Source organism: Thioalkalivibrio sp. ALJ16, from assembly GCF_000377345.1.
Classification (GTDB): Bacteria; Pseudomonadota; Gammaproteobacteria; order Ectothiorhodospirales; family Ectothiorhodospiraceae; genus Thioalkalivibrio.
In genome coordinates this window covers 1-16,265 of record NZ_KB898059.1, presented here as the reverse complement: position 1 = coordinate 16,265, position 16,265 = coordinate 1, and the positions used below count along the sequence as shown (strand labels likewise).

The following is a 16,265-nucleotide window of genomic DNA, read 5'->3' as shown; positions in this document are numbered from 1 at the left end:
TCGGTGACTCCTACGACAACGCCCTGGCGGAGACCATCAACGGGCTGTACAAGACCGAGGTCCGGGCCTACTGGGGGCGTCTTAACGATCTACGCGACGTCGAGTGGGCTACGCTCCAGTGGGTCGACTGGTTCAACCGGCGACGCCTGTTGGAATCCAACGGGTATCGACCGCCGGCAATGATCGAAGCGCAGTACCATCAACCACTTCAGGGGTCCGTTCGTGCAGCGTGACCCAAACCAACGGGTCTCCGGGAAACCCGGGGCGGTTCACGCCTGGGCAACGCTGGGTGCTTTGCGCACCCTTTGGCTCGTCATGCCGGAAACCGCGTTGCGGTTGTCCGGGATCTTGGTGCCCGGGCGGGGCGCGGTTGGCGGGTCATGCTGGCGTGGGAGTCCGGTCCTTCGCTGCGCTGCGGCCGGGGTGACGGTGGTGGTGCTGCGACAGGTATGGGCTGGCCGGGGTGATCGGGCATGCCATGGGCTTGTGGGCTGCGTTGGGTTTGGCGGGGGCTTCGCGGGCGAGCCCGCTCCCACAGGGGGTGGTTGCGGTGGTTATTCTGGATGTGGTCTTCGGGTGACCCGGGATACGGGGTGTTTGGTGGGGCGGGTATGGATCCGGGTGGATGGATGTGCGACGGTGTTGAGCGATGTTCGGACGGGGTGTTGATCTACCGTTGAGGGTCTGAAATCGACCGCTGGGGTTTTTTTTCCCATGCGGGGTGGAATCCTCTACTTTATGTGCTAGTTTTGATCGCGGGGACAGGGATGCCCTCGAAAGAGCCGCCCAGGCAAGGATGCCGGGGTGGCTCTTTCTCTTTTTGGGGCATGGGTCTGGTTGGGCGTTGCTGGCGGTGCGCGGGTGGAGATATCCGTGCGCCGTCGAGGTTCCGGCTTTGGCGGGGGCTTCGCCTGCGAGCAGGCTCCCACGGAGGGATCGTGGGCTGGGCTGGCCCCTGTAGGAGCCGCCTTGGCGGCGAAGCCCCTGCCGGGGGCGGCTTTGGCGGGGCTTGGCCTGCAGGCGGGCTCCGGCGGGGCTGGCGCCGGGTTAGTGGTCGGCCGGGGGCATGTATTCGTGGCGGATGTGGTCCGGTTGTTCGGGGAGCTGGATGCCGACGTTTTCCAGGGCCTCGGTGAGGTCCTCGCATTCGTCGAGTTCGTCGGCGCGCTTTTTCAGCGTGGCCAGGGTGTCGGCGGCTTCGGCCTCGGGCATGGTGATGACGAGTTCGCCGTTTTCGGCTTTTTCCAGGTGCATGTCGTGCTCCTTTTATTCTCGTTTGGCTTGTTGCGGCTGTGGTGGGCGCGTCAGTCCTCGATGGAGGGCTGCTTGGGGGCGTTTTCGTCGAAGGCGTGCGGGGGCTGGCGGAATTCGTTTTCCAGCTCGTAGACGCCTTCCTGCAGTACGGAGCCGAGGGCGCGGGCGCCGTTGCTGATCTCGCCGTCGAGTTCGGTGATGTTTTCGGCGATGGCCTTGGCGGTCTTCTTGTCGATCTTCAGGGTGACAGTGCCTTCCTTCAGTGTGGCTTCCATGTCGATCTCCTTGTCGTTTGCGACGTGGGGGACGTGGGTAGTGCCCGAATGGAATGGGTCTGATTCCTGTTCGGTTGATCTGCATCAACTGGGGCTGTGTGGTTTGCCCGTATAGTGTGCGCATCAACGGGTCTTACGTTACCGGAGAAGCCCGTGACCACGATCGATTCCCGCTTGCAGGGAAAGGAGAAATCACGATGCAGCCTGAGATGAAGACCATGCCGCCGGCCGCGCGGTTCCTTGCCCTGGTGGCGCTGCTGCTGGCGTTCGCGCTGGCGGGTGTGGCCCAAGCCGGCAGCCACGGCGGTGGCCAGCCCGAGATGGTGAAGGTCACGCCCAGCCCGCTGTCGTTCCCGGATACGCTAGCGGCGTTTGAACACGAGGTGTCCGAGGCCGGCTGGAGCATCCTCAACCGCAACAACATGGCGGGCACGCTCTCCGAGCGCGGCTTTACGATTGATCCGGTGGTGATTCTGGATGTCTGCAGCGGGCGTTACTCCGCGCAGATCCTGGAGAACGACGCCTACCGTCCGGTCTCCGCCTTCATGCCGTGCCGGGTGAGCATCTATCAGGATGCCGCGGGGGATGTGTTTATTGCGCGCATGAACGTGCCGGACTTCCTGCCGATGATGCCGGAAGGTGTGGCCGAGGTGATGGAGAAGTCCTCCGAGGAGATCGAGGCGATCATCGAGCGGACGATCGCGCAGTAGCGTAATCGGGTACAGTGCCTGCAGGAATCGCCCGCGACCGGATGCCGTTCGGTCGCGGGCGATCCGCTTTTTGCTCCGTTCCTGCGCGCGCCATGACGGACGGATCTTGCGCGCGCAAGGGTATGGGCGTGCCCTCCTTCAACAGGGCGTGCTGTGCCGGCCGAGGTGATATTGAGATTGACGAATACTGACCGACCAGGCGCGACACCGGATCGCCGGGGCGCTGCGCAACCGTTTTTCGGGGCGCGGCGCCTTTTTGTGTGCGCGGGCCACTCGGTTGGGTGGGCCCTGTGAGTACGAACGCGAATGGCGCGCGTTCGCCCGTGGCGGCGTGGATTGCCGCGGCGTACGTGCTGTTGGGGCTGCTGTGGGTGGGCCTGTCGGATGCGGCACTGGCGTGGTGGTCGGGTGTGGATGTATCCACCACGCTGGCGCGCGCCAATGTCGGCAAGGGGATCGGCTTCGTGCTGGTGTCGGGGCTGCTGCTGTATCTGGCGATGCGCTGGTTTCCGAGCCGTCGCGAAGATGCCGGTGTGCCCAGTGCGCGCGAGGAGCTGGCGCGTTTCGGCTACTGGCCGTGGCTGCTGCTGGCCCTGGCGGTGGCGGGCTCGGTGGCCGGTGTGGGCCTGGGGGCGTGGCACTGGCAGGTCGCCGCGGGCGAATCACAGGCGCGCGAGGATCTGCAGCGTACCGCCTTCCTCAAGGGCGGGGTGATCGACCGCTGGCTGGCGGAGCGCAGGGGGGATGCCGTGGTGCTGGCCGAGGCGCGGGGCTTCAACCTGTTCGCGGTGACGGCGCTGGAGCGGCGCTCGGCGCTGGCCCTGGGTCAGGTGCGGGATCGCCTGGAGCTGATGGGTACAGCCTATGACTACGACGGCGTGGCGCTGCTGGATGCCGATCGCCAGCCGGTAATCGAGCTCGGGCGCAGTGCGCTGGAAGAGGCCGAGATGGATGCCGTGTTGCGCGAGGTGCGCCGCAGCGGGCAGACCAGCGAGCCGATCCTGCACGCGGATCCGGACGGCCGCCCCCGGGTCAGCTGGGCGGTGCCGGTGCGCGACCGCGCCCGGCCGGAGGACCCGGTCGTGGGGATGGTGTTGTTGTCCTCCACGCTGGAGCAGCTGCACCCGCTGCTGACGCTGGCCGAGCCGCGCGACGGGCGGGCCGGGCAGTCGCATGTCGTGGTGCGGGAGGGCGATCAGCGCTCCACCATCGCGCGCATTTCCGTGGCCGGCGGGGTGATTATCCCGGCCCCGCCGGCGTTCCCGCGGCTGCGGGAGCGGGTCCTGGATCACCCGCGGGACGGGGTGGTGATCGAGCGCTTCGACGAGGGCGAGGCGCGTTTCCTCGCGGGGGTGCAGGGGCTTGCGCCAGCCGGCTGGGATCTGGTGCTGAAACGGGATCTGGATGGCCTGCGGGTCGCGCCGCGGCAGCAGGCGGTGTGGGCCGCCGGGGCCACGCTGTTTGTCTGGCTGGTGGTGCTGGCGGCCGGGGGGCTGTGGTGGCGGCAGCAGTGGCTGCGGCGCAACCTGGCGCTGGTGCAGGCGCATGCGGATCAGGACCGCATGCTGGGCATCTTCTTCGACATGCCGTTTGTGGGCATGGCGATCTCCGGCCCCGGGGGCGCGGGCTGGGAGCGCGTGAACACCTGCCTGGCAGACATGCTGGGCTACGGCCCGGATGCGCTGGCGGGGATGGACTGGAATCGCCTCGCGATCCCCGAGGATCGCGACTGCGAGGCCGAGATGGACGCCGCCATGCGGCGCGGCGAGCGCGCCGGCTACAGCGTGGTGAAACGGCTGCTGCGGCGCGATGGCCGGGTGATGGTCGCGGATATCGACGTCAAGTCCAGCCGGACGCCAGAGGGCGGGCTGGACCGGGTGGTTGCGACGGTTGAAGACATCACCGAACGCCGCGAGCAGGAGGAGCGCCAGCGCCTGGCCTCGGTGGTGTTCGAGAACACCCGCGAGGGGGTGGTGATCACCGATGCCACCGCGCACATCCTGTCGGTGAACCGCGCCTTTACCCAGTTGATGGGCTACAGCCAGGACGAGGTGGTCGGGCGCACGCCGAAGATGTTCCAGTCCGGGCGCCATGACCAGGCCTTCTACGCCAACCTGTTCCGCGATCTGCAGGTGAACGGCCACTGGCAGGGCGAAATCTGGAACCGGCGCAAGAACGGCGAGGTCTTCCCGGAGCTGCAGAGCATCACCGCGGTACACGACGACCGCGGCGTTCTCACGCACTACGTGTCGGTGTTCGCGGACATCTCGCGGCTCAAGGCCTCCGAGGCCGAACTCGACTTCCTGGCGCATCACGATCCGTTGACCGAGCTGCCGAACCGCCGCCTGCTGCGCGCGCGCCTGAGCCACGGGATCTCGCTGATGCGCCGGCGCCAGGGGCATCTGGCGCTGCTGTTCGTGGATATCGACCGCTTCAAGGACATCAACGACAGCCACGGGCATGCGGCCGGGGACCGACTGCTGAAGGCGGTCTCCCAGCGCCTGCAGGTGGGGCGGCGCGGGGCCGATACCGTGGCGCGCCTGGCGAGCGACGAGTTCGCGGTGCTGGTCGAGAACCTGGGGCATGCGGATGATGCCGCGCTGGTGGCCGAGAACATCATCCGCGAGGCGGGGCACCCGCTGGATCTGGGTGACGGGGTCGAGATCGAGATCGCGGTGACCGTGGGCATCGCCATGTTCCCGGATCACGCAACCGATGCCGACACCCTGCTGCAGCACGCGAGCACCGCGCTGTCGCAGGCAAAGGTCGACGGGCGTGGCGGCTACCGCTACTACTCGGACGAATTCACCCGCGCCGCGCGCGAACGCATCGACCTGTCCGCGCGCCTGCGCCGGGCGATCGAGGCGGATGCGCTGGAGGTGCATTACCAGCCCCAGTACGGCGTGGACCAAGGCGAACTGCTGGGCGCCGAGGCGCTGCTGCGCTGGACCGATCCGGAGCTTGGCCCGGTATCGCCCGGGCGCTTCATCCCGCTGGCGGAGCAGACGGGCCTGATCGTGGAGCTGGGGGCCTGGGTGCTGCGCCGGGTCATCGAGCAGGGGTATCACTGGCGCGCGGCCGGTTATCCGTCGCTGCGCCTGGCGGTGAATGTCTCCGCGCTGCAGTTCCAGCGCGTACCGATCGACCAGCAGGTGGGGCAGCTGCTGGAGGAGTTCGACTTCCCGGCGGATCAGCTGGAACTCGAGATCACCGAGTCCGCGCTGATGGCGGACCCCGGGCGCGCGCGGCGGATCCTGAAACGGCTGCGCGAGCGCGGCGTGCACTTCGCCATCGATGACTTCGGCACCGGCTATTCGTCCATGGCGCAGCTCAAGCGCTTCCCGGTGGACACGCTCAAGATCGACAAGAGCTTTGTCGACGGCCTGGCGGATGCGGCGGACGCGGGGCATTCGGACGATCGTTCGATCGCACGCTCCATTGTCGGACTGGGCCACGGTCTGGGGATGACGGTGCTCGCGGAAGGCGTGGAGACCGCCAAGCAGCTGGCGGTACTGAAGGACCTTGGCTGTGACCATTACCAGGGCTACTACGCCAGCCGCCCGCTGCCGGCGGACCAGTTCGCGCGCCTGCTGGAAAGACCCTGACCCGCCCGCGCGCGGCAGTCGCGGGCTGGCGGATGCCGATAACGGCGGGCGGCAGGAATGGTCGTTTGGGAGTGGTAGGGTAGGGGCAGGTCTTCGAGGTGCCTGGGGGAACGGTGGAAACGGATCAATTGCAGCCAGGGATGGTGGTGCTGCACGGGAATCATCTGGAGTCGCTGCGCACCCTGGCGGTGGAGTGGATCCGCAAGGCCCCGCTGGCGCCGCTGGAGAACGAGACCATTCTGGTGCAGAGCAATGGCATGGCGCAGTGGCTGCGCCTGGCCCTGGCCGCGCCGCCGGATGCGACACCACCGGGCTGCGGGATCGCGGCGGCGCTGGACATGCAGCTGCCGTCGCGCTTTGTGTGGTCGGCCTATCGCGCGGTGCTGGGGGCCGACGCGGTGCCGCAGGAGTCGCCCTATGCCAAGCGCCCGCTGACCTGGCGCCTGATGCGGCTGCTGCCGGAATGCCTGGAGCGCGAGGCATTCGCCCCGCTGCACCGCTTCCTGCAGGACGACGATCCGGGGCGGGGCGGTGACCTGCGCAAGCGCTTCCAGCTGGCCGAGCGCCTGGCCGACCTGCTCGACCAGTACCAGGTCTACCGGGCCGACTGGCTGATGGACTGGGCGGCCAGGCAGGATGTCCTGCGCGACACCCGCGGCCAGGCGCGCGCGCTGGCGCCGGGGCAGTGCTGGCAGGCCGAGCTGTGGCGGCTGCTGCAGGCCGATATTGGCCCGGTGCTGGAGGGGGTCAGCCGCGCCGCGGTGCACGCGCGCTATCTGGAGGCGGTACGCACGCTGGAGACGCGCCCGGCCGCACTGCCGCGGCGGATCATCGTGTTCGGCATCTCGTCCCTGCCGGGGCAGATCCTGGAGGCCCTGGAGGGCCTGGCGCGTTTCTGCCAGGTGCTGGTGTGCGTGCACAACCCCTGCCAGTACTACTGGGCCGACATCGTCGCCGACAAGGACCTGCTGCGCGCGCAGCGCCGGCGCCAGGCGCGCAAGGCGGGGATGCCCGAGACCCTGGAGGCGGCGGATCTGCACAACCATGCCCATCCGCTGCTGGCCGCCTGGGGCAAGCAGGGCCGCGACTATATCGGCCTGCTGGACGAACACGACGACCCGGCAAATTACGACCGTGTGCTGGGCGCGGTGGACTGGTCGCGGGAGCGGGTCGACGTGTTCGAAGCGCACGGGGAGCGCGGCCCCGGAGACTGCCTGCTGCACCAGCTGCAGGACGATATCCGGGCCCTGCGCCCGCTGGCCGAGACCCGGGATCTCTGGCCGCCGGTCGGGCGCGACGACCGTTCCCTGCAGTTCCATGTCGCCCACGGCCCGCTGCGCGAGGTGGAGCTGCTGCACGACCGCCTGCTGGACCACTTCAAGAGCGATTCGACGCTGCGCCCCCGCGACGTGATCGTGATGGTGCCGGATATCGACCAGTACGCCCCGCATATCGAGGCGGTATTCGGCCAGCCGGATCGCCACGACCGGCGCTACATCCCCTACACCCTGTCCGATCAGGGCCCGCGCGGGCGCGACCCGGTGCTGATCGCGCTGGAGCAGCTGCTGGGGCTGCCGGAGAGCCGCATGGGCGTCGGCGAGCTGCTGGACCTGCTGGATGTCCCGGCAGTCCGCCGGCGCTTCGGGATCGCGGAGGAGGACCTGATGCAGCTGCACCGCTGGGCCGAGGGCGCGGGCGTGCGCTGGGGGCTGGCGGCCACCCAGCGCGCCGGCCTGGGCCTGCCCGAGGGGCTGGACCAGAACACCTGGCGGTTTGGCCTGCGGCGCATGCTGCTGGGCTATGCGCTGGGGGATCAGGGCCCGTGGCAGGACATCGAGCCGTTCGACGAGATCGGCGGGCTGAGTGCGGCGCTGCTGGGGCCGCTGGAGGCGCTGATCCGCGCGCTGGAGGCGGCCTGGGAGTGGCTGCGCCAGCCGCATGCGCCGGAGGACTGGGCCCGCCGTCTGGGCGGCCTGCTGGTGGACTTCTTCGATCCCGGGACGGATGCCGAGCTGGAGACGGTGGAGAAACTGCGCGATGCGCTGGAGCAGTGGCGCGAGGACTGCGCCGCGGCCGCGCTGGAGGAGCCGCTGCCGCTGGCGGTGGTGCGCGAGCAGTGGCTGGCGAGCCAGGACGACTCCGGGGTGGGGCAGCGCTTCCTTGCCGGTTCGGTGAACTTCTGCACCCTGATGCCGATGCGGGCGATCCCGTTCCAGGTGGTCTGCCTGCTGGGCATGAACGACGGCGACTACCCGCGCAGCCCGACGCCGGTGGACTTTGACCTGATGGCGCAGGACTACCGCCCGGGCGATCGCTCGCGGCGCGAGGACGACCGCTACTTGTTCCTGGAGGCGCTGCTCTCCGCGCGCCGCCAGCTGCATGTGAGCTGGGTGGGTCGGCATGTGCGCGACAACGAGTCGCGGCCACCCTCGGTGCTGGTTGGGCAGTTGCGCGATCACCTGGCCGCCGGCTGGAGCCTGGCCGCGCCGGACGTCGTGGAGGGCGAACTCGGGGCAGGTGCCGGGCTGGCAAGCGTGAACGACACCGAGGCAACCGACCCGGGGCAGGCGCTGGTCCGCCACCTGACCCTGGAGCATCCGCTGCAGCCGTTCTCGCCGCAGAATTTCCCGCTGGCGCCCGAAGGTGCGCGGCATTACACCTTTGCGCGCGAGTGGGAGGCGGTGCATAACCCGGCGCCGGAGGCCGCCGCGGAGACCGCAGCCGCGGGTGCCCCGGTGCCGCTACTGGAGGCGGAGCGCGAGCCGCGTGCGGTAGGGCCGGAGGCCCTGGCGCGCTTTCTTCGCTTCCCGGTGGAGGCGTTCTTCCGGCACCGCCTGGGGGTGTTCTTCGACGAGGAGGATCCGCCCGGCGCGGATCTGGAGCCGTTCGGGCTGGACGGGCTGGAACAGTGGCAGGTGCGTCAGCACCTGGTCGCAGCCGCGCTGGAGACCACCACCGACCCGACCGCCTGGCCGGCGATCCTCGCCACGGAGTCGGCCCGCCTGCAGCGCGCCGGGCGGCTGCCGCTGGGGGCGGCGGGGGCGCTCGAGCGCGAGGCGATGGTGGCCGAGGCCGAGCGGCTGCTGGAGCGGATCGGTGCGCGCCACGCCGAATATCCGGACGTGCTGCCCGCGGGCCGCCCGCTGCGGCTGGAGTGCGCGCACTGGAGCCTGGAGGCCGTGCCGCCGGCGCTGCGCGGGAACGCGCACGCACGGGTATGCCTCGACTACAGCGCCAGCCGCATCGCCGATGGCAAGTCCTGGCGCTTCGACAAACTGATGGTGCCCTGGGTACTGCATCTTCTGGCCAATACGGGGGATGGCGGAGTCGGCTCCGAACTGGTCGCGCTGGATACGCAGCTGCAGCTTCCGGGGCTGGAGGCGGGCCTGGCCGAGGAACTGCTGGCGACCCTGCTCGAGGCCTGGGTGGCAGGCCAGGAACGGCCGCTGCCGCTGGCCTGTGGCGCCGGTTTTGCCTGGCTGGTGGCCGAGGCGGCCGACAGGGACCCGTGGGAGGTCGCGCTGCGCACCCTGCGCGGGAGCGATTTCATGGCCGGTGAATGGTCGCGCAGTCCGGCACTGGCCCGGGCCTGGCCGGACCCGGAGACCCTGCTGGATGATCCCGATTTTGGGCTCTGGCGCGACCGCTTGTACCGGCCGCTGTTCGTGGTGCTGAACCGAACGGAGGATGCGGCATGACGACCCGGGCCCAAGAGCTGGACCTGCTGGGGTTGCCCCTGCACGGCAGTCGCCTGATCGAGGCCAGTGCCGGCACCGGCAAGACCTACACCATCGCCGCGCTGTATCTGCGCCTGGTGCTGGGGCATGGCGAACTGCCCGAGGGTACGCAGGCGCTGACGCCGCCGCAGATCCTGGTGATGACCTTTACCGAAGCGGCGACCCAGGAGTTGCGCAGCCGCATCCGCGACGCGCTGGCGACCGCGGCGCGGGTGTTCCGCGCGCAGGACCCGGGCACGGTGCCGGGCGTGCAGGACATCCACACGCAGCTGCGCGACGAATACACCGAGGCGGAGCGGCCGGGCGCGGCACGCCGGCTGGAGCTGGCGGCGGAGTGGATGGACGAGGCCGCGGTCTCCACCATCCACGGCTGGTGCTACCGCATGCTGCGCGAGCACGCCTTCGACAGCGGGAGCCTGTTTACCCAGGACCTGGCGAGCGATCAGCAGGAGCTGCTGGCCGAGGCGTCGCGCGACTACTGGCGCCGCTTTGTCTATCCGCAGCCGCCGGCGCAACTGGTCCTGGTGCGCAATGCCTTCGGGCCCGATCCCGAGACCCTGTTGCAGAAGATCCGGCCGCTTGTCGGGCATTTGCCCGCGGATGCGGCGGACGCGGAGCTGGAGAGCCCGGAAGGCCTGGAGACCGCCCTGGGGCGCAAGCTGGCGCGGCTGGAGGCGATGAAGCGCGCGTGGCGCGAGGACTTCGCGGCGATCAAGGAGCAGTTCGAGGCGCTGCGCGGGACTGTGCTCGACAGTCGCAAGTACGCCAGCCCGGACAAGCTGCTGAACGTGATGCACGAATGGGCCGAGGACCCGGGTGCCCTGCGGCCCGCGGGCGTCGGGAAGGAGTCCGTGCTCGAGCGTCTGAGCGCGGCCGGCATGCGGGACCGGCTGAAGGGCGGCCAGGCGTTGCCGGAGGATCTGCACCCGGCCTTTGTGGCGCTGGATGCCCATGCCGAGGTCTGCGTGGATGACCGCGAGCGCCTGTTGCAGGCGGCGGCGCGCCAGGTGGACGCGCGCTTCCGCCAGGCCCAGCGCCAGCGCGCGCAGATGGGTTTCAATGACCTGCTGACGCGGCTGCGCGATGCCCTCGACGGGCCGGGCGGCGAGCACCTGGCCGCGACCCTGCGCACCCAGTTCCCGGTGGCGCTGGTGGACGAGTTCCAGGATACCGATCCGGTGCAGTACCGGATCTTCCAGCGTGTGTACGGCATCGACGCGAACCCGCGCGATCGCGGGGTCTTGCTGATCGGCGACCCGAAACAGTCGATCTACGGCTTTCGCGGCGCCGATATCCATACCTACCTGGCGGCGCGGGCGGCTACCGCCGGGCGGCACTACACGCTTGGGCGCAATTTCCGCTCCACCAAGGCCCTGGTGGATGGCGTGAACCGGCTGTTCCAGCACGCGGAGGGCTGGGCGGACGGCGCCTTCCTGTTCCGCGGCGAGGATGACAACCCGCTGCCGTTCGTGGCGGTGGGCGCCCAGGGGCGCCCGGAGGTGCTGGAGCAGGCCGGGCAGGCGCTGCCGGCCGTGACCCTGTGGTGCGACGACCCGGGCACGCCGGTGCCCAAGGGGGCCTATCGCGAACGCATGGCGCAGGCCTGTGCCAGCTACATGGTGGAGCTGCTGAATGCCGGCGCGGACGGGACCTGCGGCTTCCGCAGGGGCGAGCGGCTGAGCGCACTGCGCCCGCGCGACATGGCGGTGCTGGTGCGCGGGCGCGCGGAGGCCGATGCGATCCGCGGCGCGCTGCGCCAGCGGGGCGTGCGCAGCGTGTATCTGTCGGATCGCGAGTCGGTGTACGCGACTGACGAGGCCGGGGACCTGCTGCGCTGGCTGCGGGCCTGTGCCGAGCCGACCAGCGAACGCCTGCTGCGCGCGGCGCTGGCGACCGCGACGCTGGGCCAGTCGCTGGGCGAGCTGCACCGGCTGACGGTGGACGAACTGGCCTGGGAGGCGCGGGTGGAGCAGTTCCGCGACTACCGGCGCCTGTGGCAGTCGCGCGGGGTGCTGCCGATGCTGCGGCGGCTGCTGCACGACTTCGAGGTGCCGCGGCGCTTGCGTGCCACGGCCGAGGGTGAGCGCGCGCTGACCAACCTGCTGCATCTGAGCGAGCTGTTGCAGCAGGCGGCGGCGGAACTGGATGGCGAGCAGGCCCTGATCCGGCATCTGCTGGAACACCGCGCCGGGGACGGCGAGACCGGCGACGAGCAGATCCTGCGTCTGGAGAGCGACGAGGACCTGGTGAAGGTGGTGACGCTGCACAAGTCCAAGGGCCTGGAGTACCCGCTGGTGTTCCTGCCGTTTGCCTGCAGCTTCCGGCTGACGGATGCGAAGAAGGACGTGCCCTGGCGCGATCACCCGCCGCAGGGCGGGGCGCGCTGGGTGTTCAGCATGGATGCTGCGGTGTACGAGCGCGCCGAGCGCGAGCGCCTGGCCGAGGACCTGCGCCTGCTGTATGTCGGCATGACGCGGGCGCGCCACGCCTGCTGGCTGGGGATTGCGCCGGTCGTCTCCGGGAACGGCAAGCGCAACCAGTTCCATCAGACCGCGGCCGGCTACCTGCTGGCAGGCCCGGACGGGGTCGAGGCCGGGGCACTGGAGGCGGCGCTGCAGGCCGCGGCGGGCGCCGCGCCGGCGGTCCGGGTCGGCCCGCTGCCCGAGGCCAGCACCGCCTGCGTGCGGGGGGCGGTCGACGCGGTCGCCACCGGGCCGGCGCGGGAGCCGCCCGCGCGCGGCTTCGAGCGCTGGTGGGTGGCCAGCTACAGCGCCATCGCAGCCCATGACGACGGCGTGGCGCCGATCGCCCCGGGCTCGGCGCGCGAGGACGTGCTGCGCGAGGGGGTGGCGGATGCCGGGCGCGCCATGCCGGAGCCGGGGGAACTGGAGGAGCCCGGCTCGGCCCATGGCCTGCATGCATTTCCGCGCGGGCCGGGCCCGGGGACCTTCCTGCACGGGTTGCTGGAGTGGGCCGCGCAGCAGGGGCTGGCCGCGCAGGTGGCGCATCCCGAGCGCCTCGTGCGCGAGGTGGAGGCCCGCTGTGAACGGCAAGGCTGGGGGGAGTGGTCGGCGATCGTGAACGACTGGATGCAGCAGCTGCTGACGGCCGCGTTTCCGCTGGAGGGCGGCGGGCACTTTAACCTGGGTGCGCTGGCGCGCTATCAGCCGGAGCTGGAATTCCTGTACCCGGCGCGCAACCTGAAGGCAGAGGATCTGGACGGCGAGGTGCGCGCCAGCATCCTGCCGGGCGCGGTACGGCCCCCGCTGGGCAACGTGACCCTGAATGGCATGCTCAAGGGCTTTGTTGACCTGGTGTTCGAACACGAGGGCCGCTATTACGTGGCTGACTACAAGTCCAACTGGCTGGGCACCTCGGGCAGGGCCTACACCGCGGAGCGGCTGCGCGCGGCGGTGCTCGAGCACCGCTACGACCTGCAGCTGGTGCTCTACACCCTGGCCCTGCATCGCCAGCTGCAGGCGCGGCTGCCCGGCTACGACTACGACCGCCACATGGGCGGTGGCGTGTACCTGTTCCTGCGCGGTGTGGATGCCCCCGGACACGGCGTGTTCCACCACTGTCCGCCGCGGGAGCTGATCGAACAGCTGGATACCTGGATGGCCCATGGCGGCCCGGCCAATACCAGCCCGGGCCATGGCGATTCGGGTCATGGCGATTCGGGCCGGGAGGGGGCGGCATGAGTGCGCCGGGGCACGACGCCGTGCCGAGCCCCGCGCTGGGCTCGGTGGAGGCACTGCTGGCGCTGCTGGGCGACTGGGAGGCGGCCGGCTGGCTGCGCGGCGTGGATCGGGCGCTGGTGCGTTTCCTGCACGAGCAGGCCCCGGACGCGTCGCCCCTGGCGTTGCTGCTGGCAGCCCTGGCCAGCCATCAGGTGGGGCGGGGCCATGTCTGTCTGGATCTGGAACCCCTGCTGAAGGCCCCCGATCACACCCTGGCCCTGCCGCCGGAGGGCGCGGCGGGTGCGCGCCCGCCGCCGCGGCCGTCGCAGGTGCTGCAGGGGGTCCAGCCCGACGCGGTGGTACAGGCCCTGCGCGCCAGTGCGCTGGCCGGCCCGGAGGCGGTGGGGACCACGCCGCTGGTCTGTACCGGGGAGCAGGTCTATCTGCGCCGCTACTGGGAGGCGGAGCGCCGCATCGGCCAGGCGATTCGCCTGCGGCTCGCGGACCGCGAGACCTGGCAGGCGGCGCTGGACCCGGTGGCAGCACGGGAGTGGCTGGACTGGCTGTTCGGGCCGCCGGCGGGCGCAGCCGCGCCCGACTGGCAGCGCCTGGCCTGCGCGCTGGCGGCCGGCTCCGGCTTCAGTGTGATCACCGGCGGGCCGGGCACCGGCAAGACCACCACCGTGCTGCGGCTGCTGGCGCTGCTGCAGGGGCTGCAGGGCGCGGACGATCCGTTGCGTATCCGCCTCGCGGCACCGACCGGCAAGGCCGCGGCCCGGCTGAACGCCTCGGTGAGCGGGGCGCTGGACCGGCTGGGGCTGGAAACGCTGCCGGACGGGGCGGCGTTGCGCCGAAACCTGCCGGCCGAGGTGGTCACCGTGCACCGCCTGCTGGGGGCGCGGCCGGATACCCGGCATTTCCGCCACGGGGCGCGCAATCCGCTGGCGCTGGACGTGCTGGTGGTGGACGAGGCCTCGATGATCGACCTGGAGCTGATGGCCAGCCTGGTCGCGGCGGTGCCGCGCACGGCGCGGCTGATCCTGCTCGGGGACCGCGACCAGCTGGCCTCGGTGGAGGCCGGCGCGGTGCTGGGCGAGCTGTGCCACCGCGCCGGGGACGGGCACTACACGCCCGCCACCGCGCAATGGCTGCAGGCCGTCACCGGCATCGGCGTGCCCGAGGCCATGCAGGACGCCGACGGCCAGGTGCTGGACCAGCACATCGTGATGCTGCGCGAGAGCCACCGGTTTGGTGCCGACAGCGGGATCGGGCGTCTGGCCGCCGCGGTCAACGCAGGCGCCGCCCCGCAGCGGGTGGAGACCGATGCGGCCGTGTGGCAGGCGACTCTCGCCGGGCCCGAGGACCCGGCCCTGGTGGAGCTCGCGATGGATGGTCGCGCGGATGCGCCCGAGGGCGAGGCGGTGGGTTATGCGGGCTATCTGCAGGGCCTGGCCGCGGCGCGCCCGGCGCCGGCGGCGGCCCGTGGGGCCTGGGAGGACTGGGCACGTGACGTACTGGCGGCGCACGGGCGCTTCCAGCTGTTGTGCGCGGTACGGCGGGGCCCGTGGGGGCTGGAGACACTGAATCGCCGGGTGACCGCGGCGCTGCAGGCGCGGGGCCTGCTGGCGGTGGATGGCCCGCGGGACGGCGGCAGCGGGGCGCAGGGGCCGTGGTTCGAGGGGCGCCCGGTGATCGTGACCCGTAACGACTATGCGCTGGGGCTGATCAACGGCGATATCGGCATTGCCCTGGCGGTGCCGGCGTGGCTGGCGCGGGGCGAGCCGGAGGCACCCGCGGGCGTGGCGGAGGCCCCGCTGCTGCGGGTCGCCTTCCTGGCGGCGGGGGAGCGGGTGCGCTGGGTGCTGCCGAATCGGCTGGAGGCCGTCGAGACCGCCTTTGCGCTGACGGTGCACAAGGCGCAGGGCTCGGAGTTCGAGCATGTCGCGCTGGTGCTGCCGGAGGCGGACAGCCCGATCCTCACCCGCGAACTTGCCTACACCGCGATCACCCGCGCCCGGCGCTGGTTCAGCCTGCTGGAGCCGCGCGCGGGCACCCTGGCCGCGGCGGGCCAGCGCCAGATTCGCCGCAGCGGCGGCCTGCGCCGCTGGCTGGACGATCCGCTGTAGCGGGAGGGGGAGCCGGAGCCCGTAGTGTCATCCCGGACACCGCGCAGCGGTTATCCGGGATCTCGTGCGTTGGGGGCCGCCCAGGGCTTGGTGTGTATCCGACGCGGGAGATCCCGGCTCTTCGCTGCGCTGCGGCCGGGATGACAGGGATGGTGCGGCGGCCGGGATGACGGGGATGGTGCGGCGGCCGGGATTGTCTGTTGCAGATGTGGGATAAAGGAGGTGGTCGGATGTGAGCCTGGGGCTGGCCGGCCCCAGGCTCGCTCCCGCCTCCGCGACCGATCCGGGATGGGGCATTCGCCCGTCGTCATCACGGTCCGGCGGCGGGCCGGCTTCTTTCGCTTGTTGACTTGGTGGGGCCGCATCCGCGCGCCCGCAGACAATCCGAAGCCGAGATTTCATCATGCCTGATACCCATTGGAACGCCAACACCGACGCGCTGCGCTGCCTGGGGATCGACGTGGGCAAGGCCCATGTCGTGATTCATGATCGGCACGCGGGGCGCACCTTCAAGGTCGAGAACCGACCCGATGCTCTGCGCAGGGCTCTCTCAGCCTTCGTGGGCCACGATCTGGCTGTGTGTGAGACGACCGGTGGCTACGAACGTCCGGTTCTGGACATCGCAACGGAACTGAACCTGCCGATTCATTGTGCGGATGCGAGCCGGGTGAAGGCCTTTATCGCCTCCCATGGCGGACGCGCCAAGACGGATGCCACCGATGCGGTGTGGCTGGCTCGCTACGCCGCCGAGCGGGATACGCACTTGCGTCGGTGGCACCCGCCCTGTCCGGAGCATGAGGCCCTGGGAGAACTCGTACGCCATCGCCAGGATCTGCTCGCGCAGCGGGTTCAGGCCAAGAACCGTGCCTGCGCACCGG

Annotated in this window: 9 protein-coding genes; 7 read left to right on the top strand and 2 right to left on the bottom strand. The window is 70.6% G+C overall.

Going from position 1 to position 16,265, the window contains the following annotated elements; all coding sequences use genetic code 11:
* Positions 1–233 (top strand): integrase core domain-containing protein (locus tag D000_RS0112750; RefSeq protein ID WP_018873337.1); only part of this gene is annotated, 233 nt, incomplete at its 5' end.
* Positions 234–1,047: 814 nt separating this feature from the next.
* On the opposite strand, the gene D000_RS0112745 is transcribed toward D000_RS0112750, so the two are convergent.
* Both D000_RS0112745 and D000_RS0112740 read right to left on the bottom strand, forming a co-directional pair.
* Positions 1,048–1,254, bottom strand: coding sequence for a hypothetical protein (locus D000_RS0112745; protein WP_018873917.1), 207 nt, complete (start codon positions 1,252–1,254; stop codon positions 1,048–1,050).
* Between the two features lie 50 nt (positions 1,255–1,304).
* Positions 1,305–1,529 (bottom strand): hypothetical protein, encoded by a 225-nt coding sequence (locus D000_RS0112740; protein WP_018873916.1) that lies wholly within the window; start codon positions 1,527–1,529, stop codon positions 1,305–1,307.
* Between the two features lie 209 nt (positions 1,530–1,738).
* On the opposite strand from D000_RS0112740, the gene D000_RS0112735 reads away from it, so the two are divergent.
* From D000_RS0112735 to D000_RS0112710, 6 genes are all read left to right on the top strand, one after another.
* A complete protein-coding gene (locus tag D000_RS0112735) occupies positions 1,739–2,239 on the top strand; it encodes a DUF302 domain-containing protein (RefSeq protein WP_026279998.1) in 501 nt (166 codons plus the stop codon).
* A 290-nt stretch (positions 2,240–2,529) separates the two neighbouring features.
* Positions 2,530–5,844 carry an EAL domain-containing protein gene (locus tag D000_RS0112730; RefSeq protein ID WP_026279997.1) on the top strand — a complete coding sequence of 1,105 codons (3,315 nt, stop codon included), beginning with the start codon at positions 2,530–2,532 and terminating at the stop codon, positions 5,842–5,844.
* A 140-nt stretch (positions 5,845–5,984) separates the two neighbouring features.
* Positions 5,985–9,542, top strand: coding sequence for an exodeoxyribonuclease V subunit gamma (gene recC / locus D000_RS0112725; RefSeq protein WP_018873913.1), 3,558 nt, complete (start codon positions 5,985–5,987; stop codon positions 9,540–9,542).
* Complete coding sequence (gene recB, locus D000_RS0112720; protein WP_018873912.1) at positions 9,539–13,282, top strand: exodeoxyribonuclease V subunit beta; 3,744 nt, start codon at positions 9,539–9,541, stop codon at positions 13,280–13,282. Before recC ends, recB begins: the two co-directional genes overlap by 4 nt.
* Positions 13,279–15,387: an exodeoxyribonuclease V subunit alpha gene (gene recD, locus D000_RS0112715; RefSeq protein ID WP_018873911.1), complete on the top strand. Its 2,109-nt coding sequence runs from the start codon at positions 13,279–13,281 to the stop codon at positions 15,385–15,387. Before recB ends, recD begins: the two co-directional genes overlap by 4 nt.
* A 403-nt stretch (positions 15,388–15,790) precedes the next feature.
* Positions 15,791–16,265: transposase (locus tag D000_RS0112710; protein ID WP_018873764.1), on the top strand; the 475-nt coding region annotated here is incomplete at its 3' end.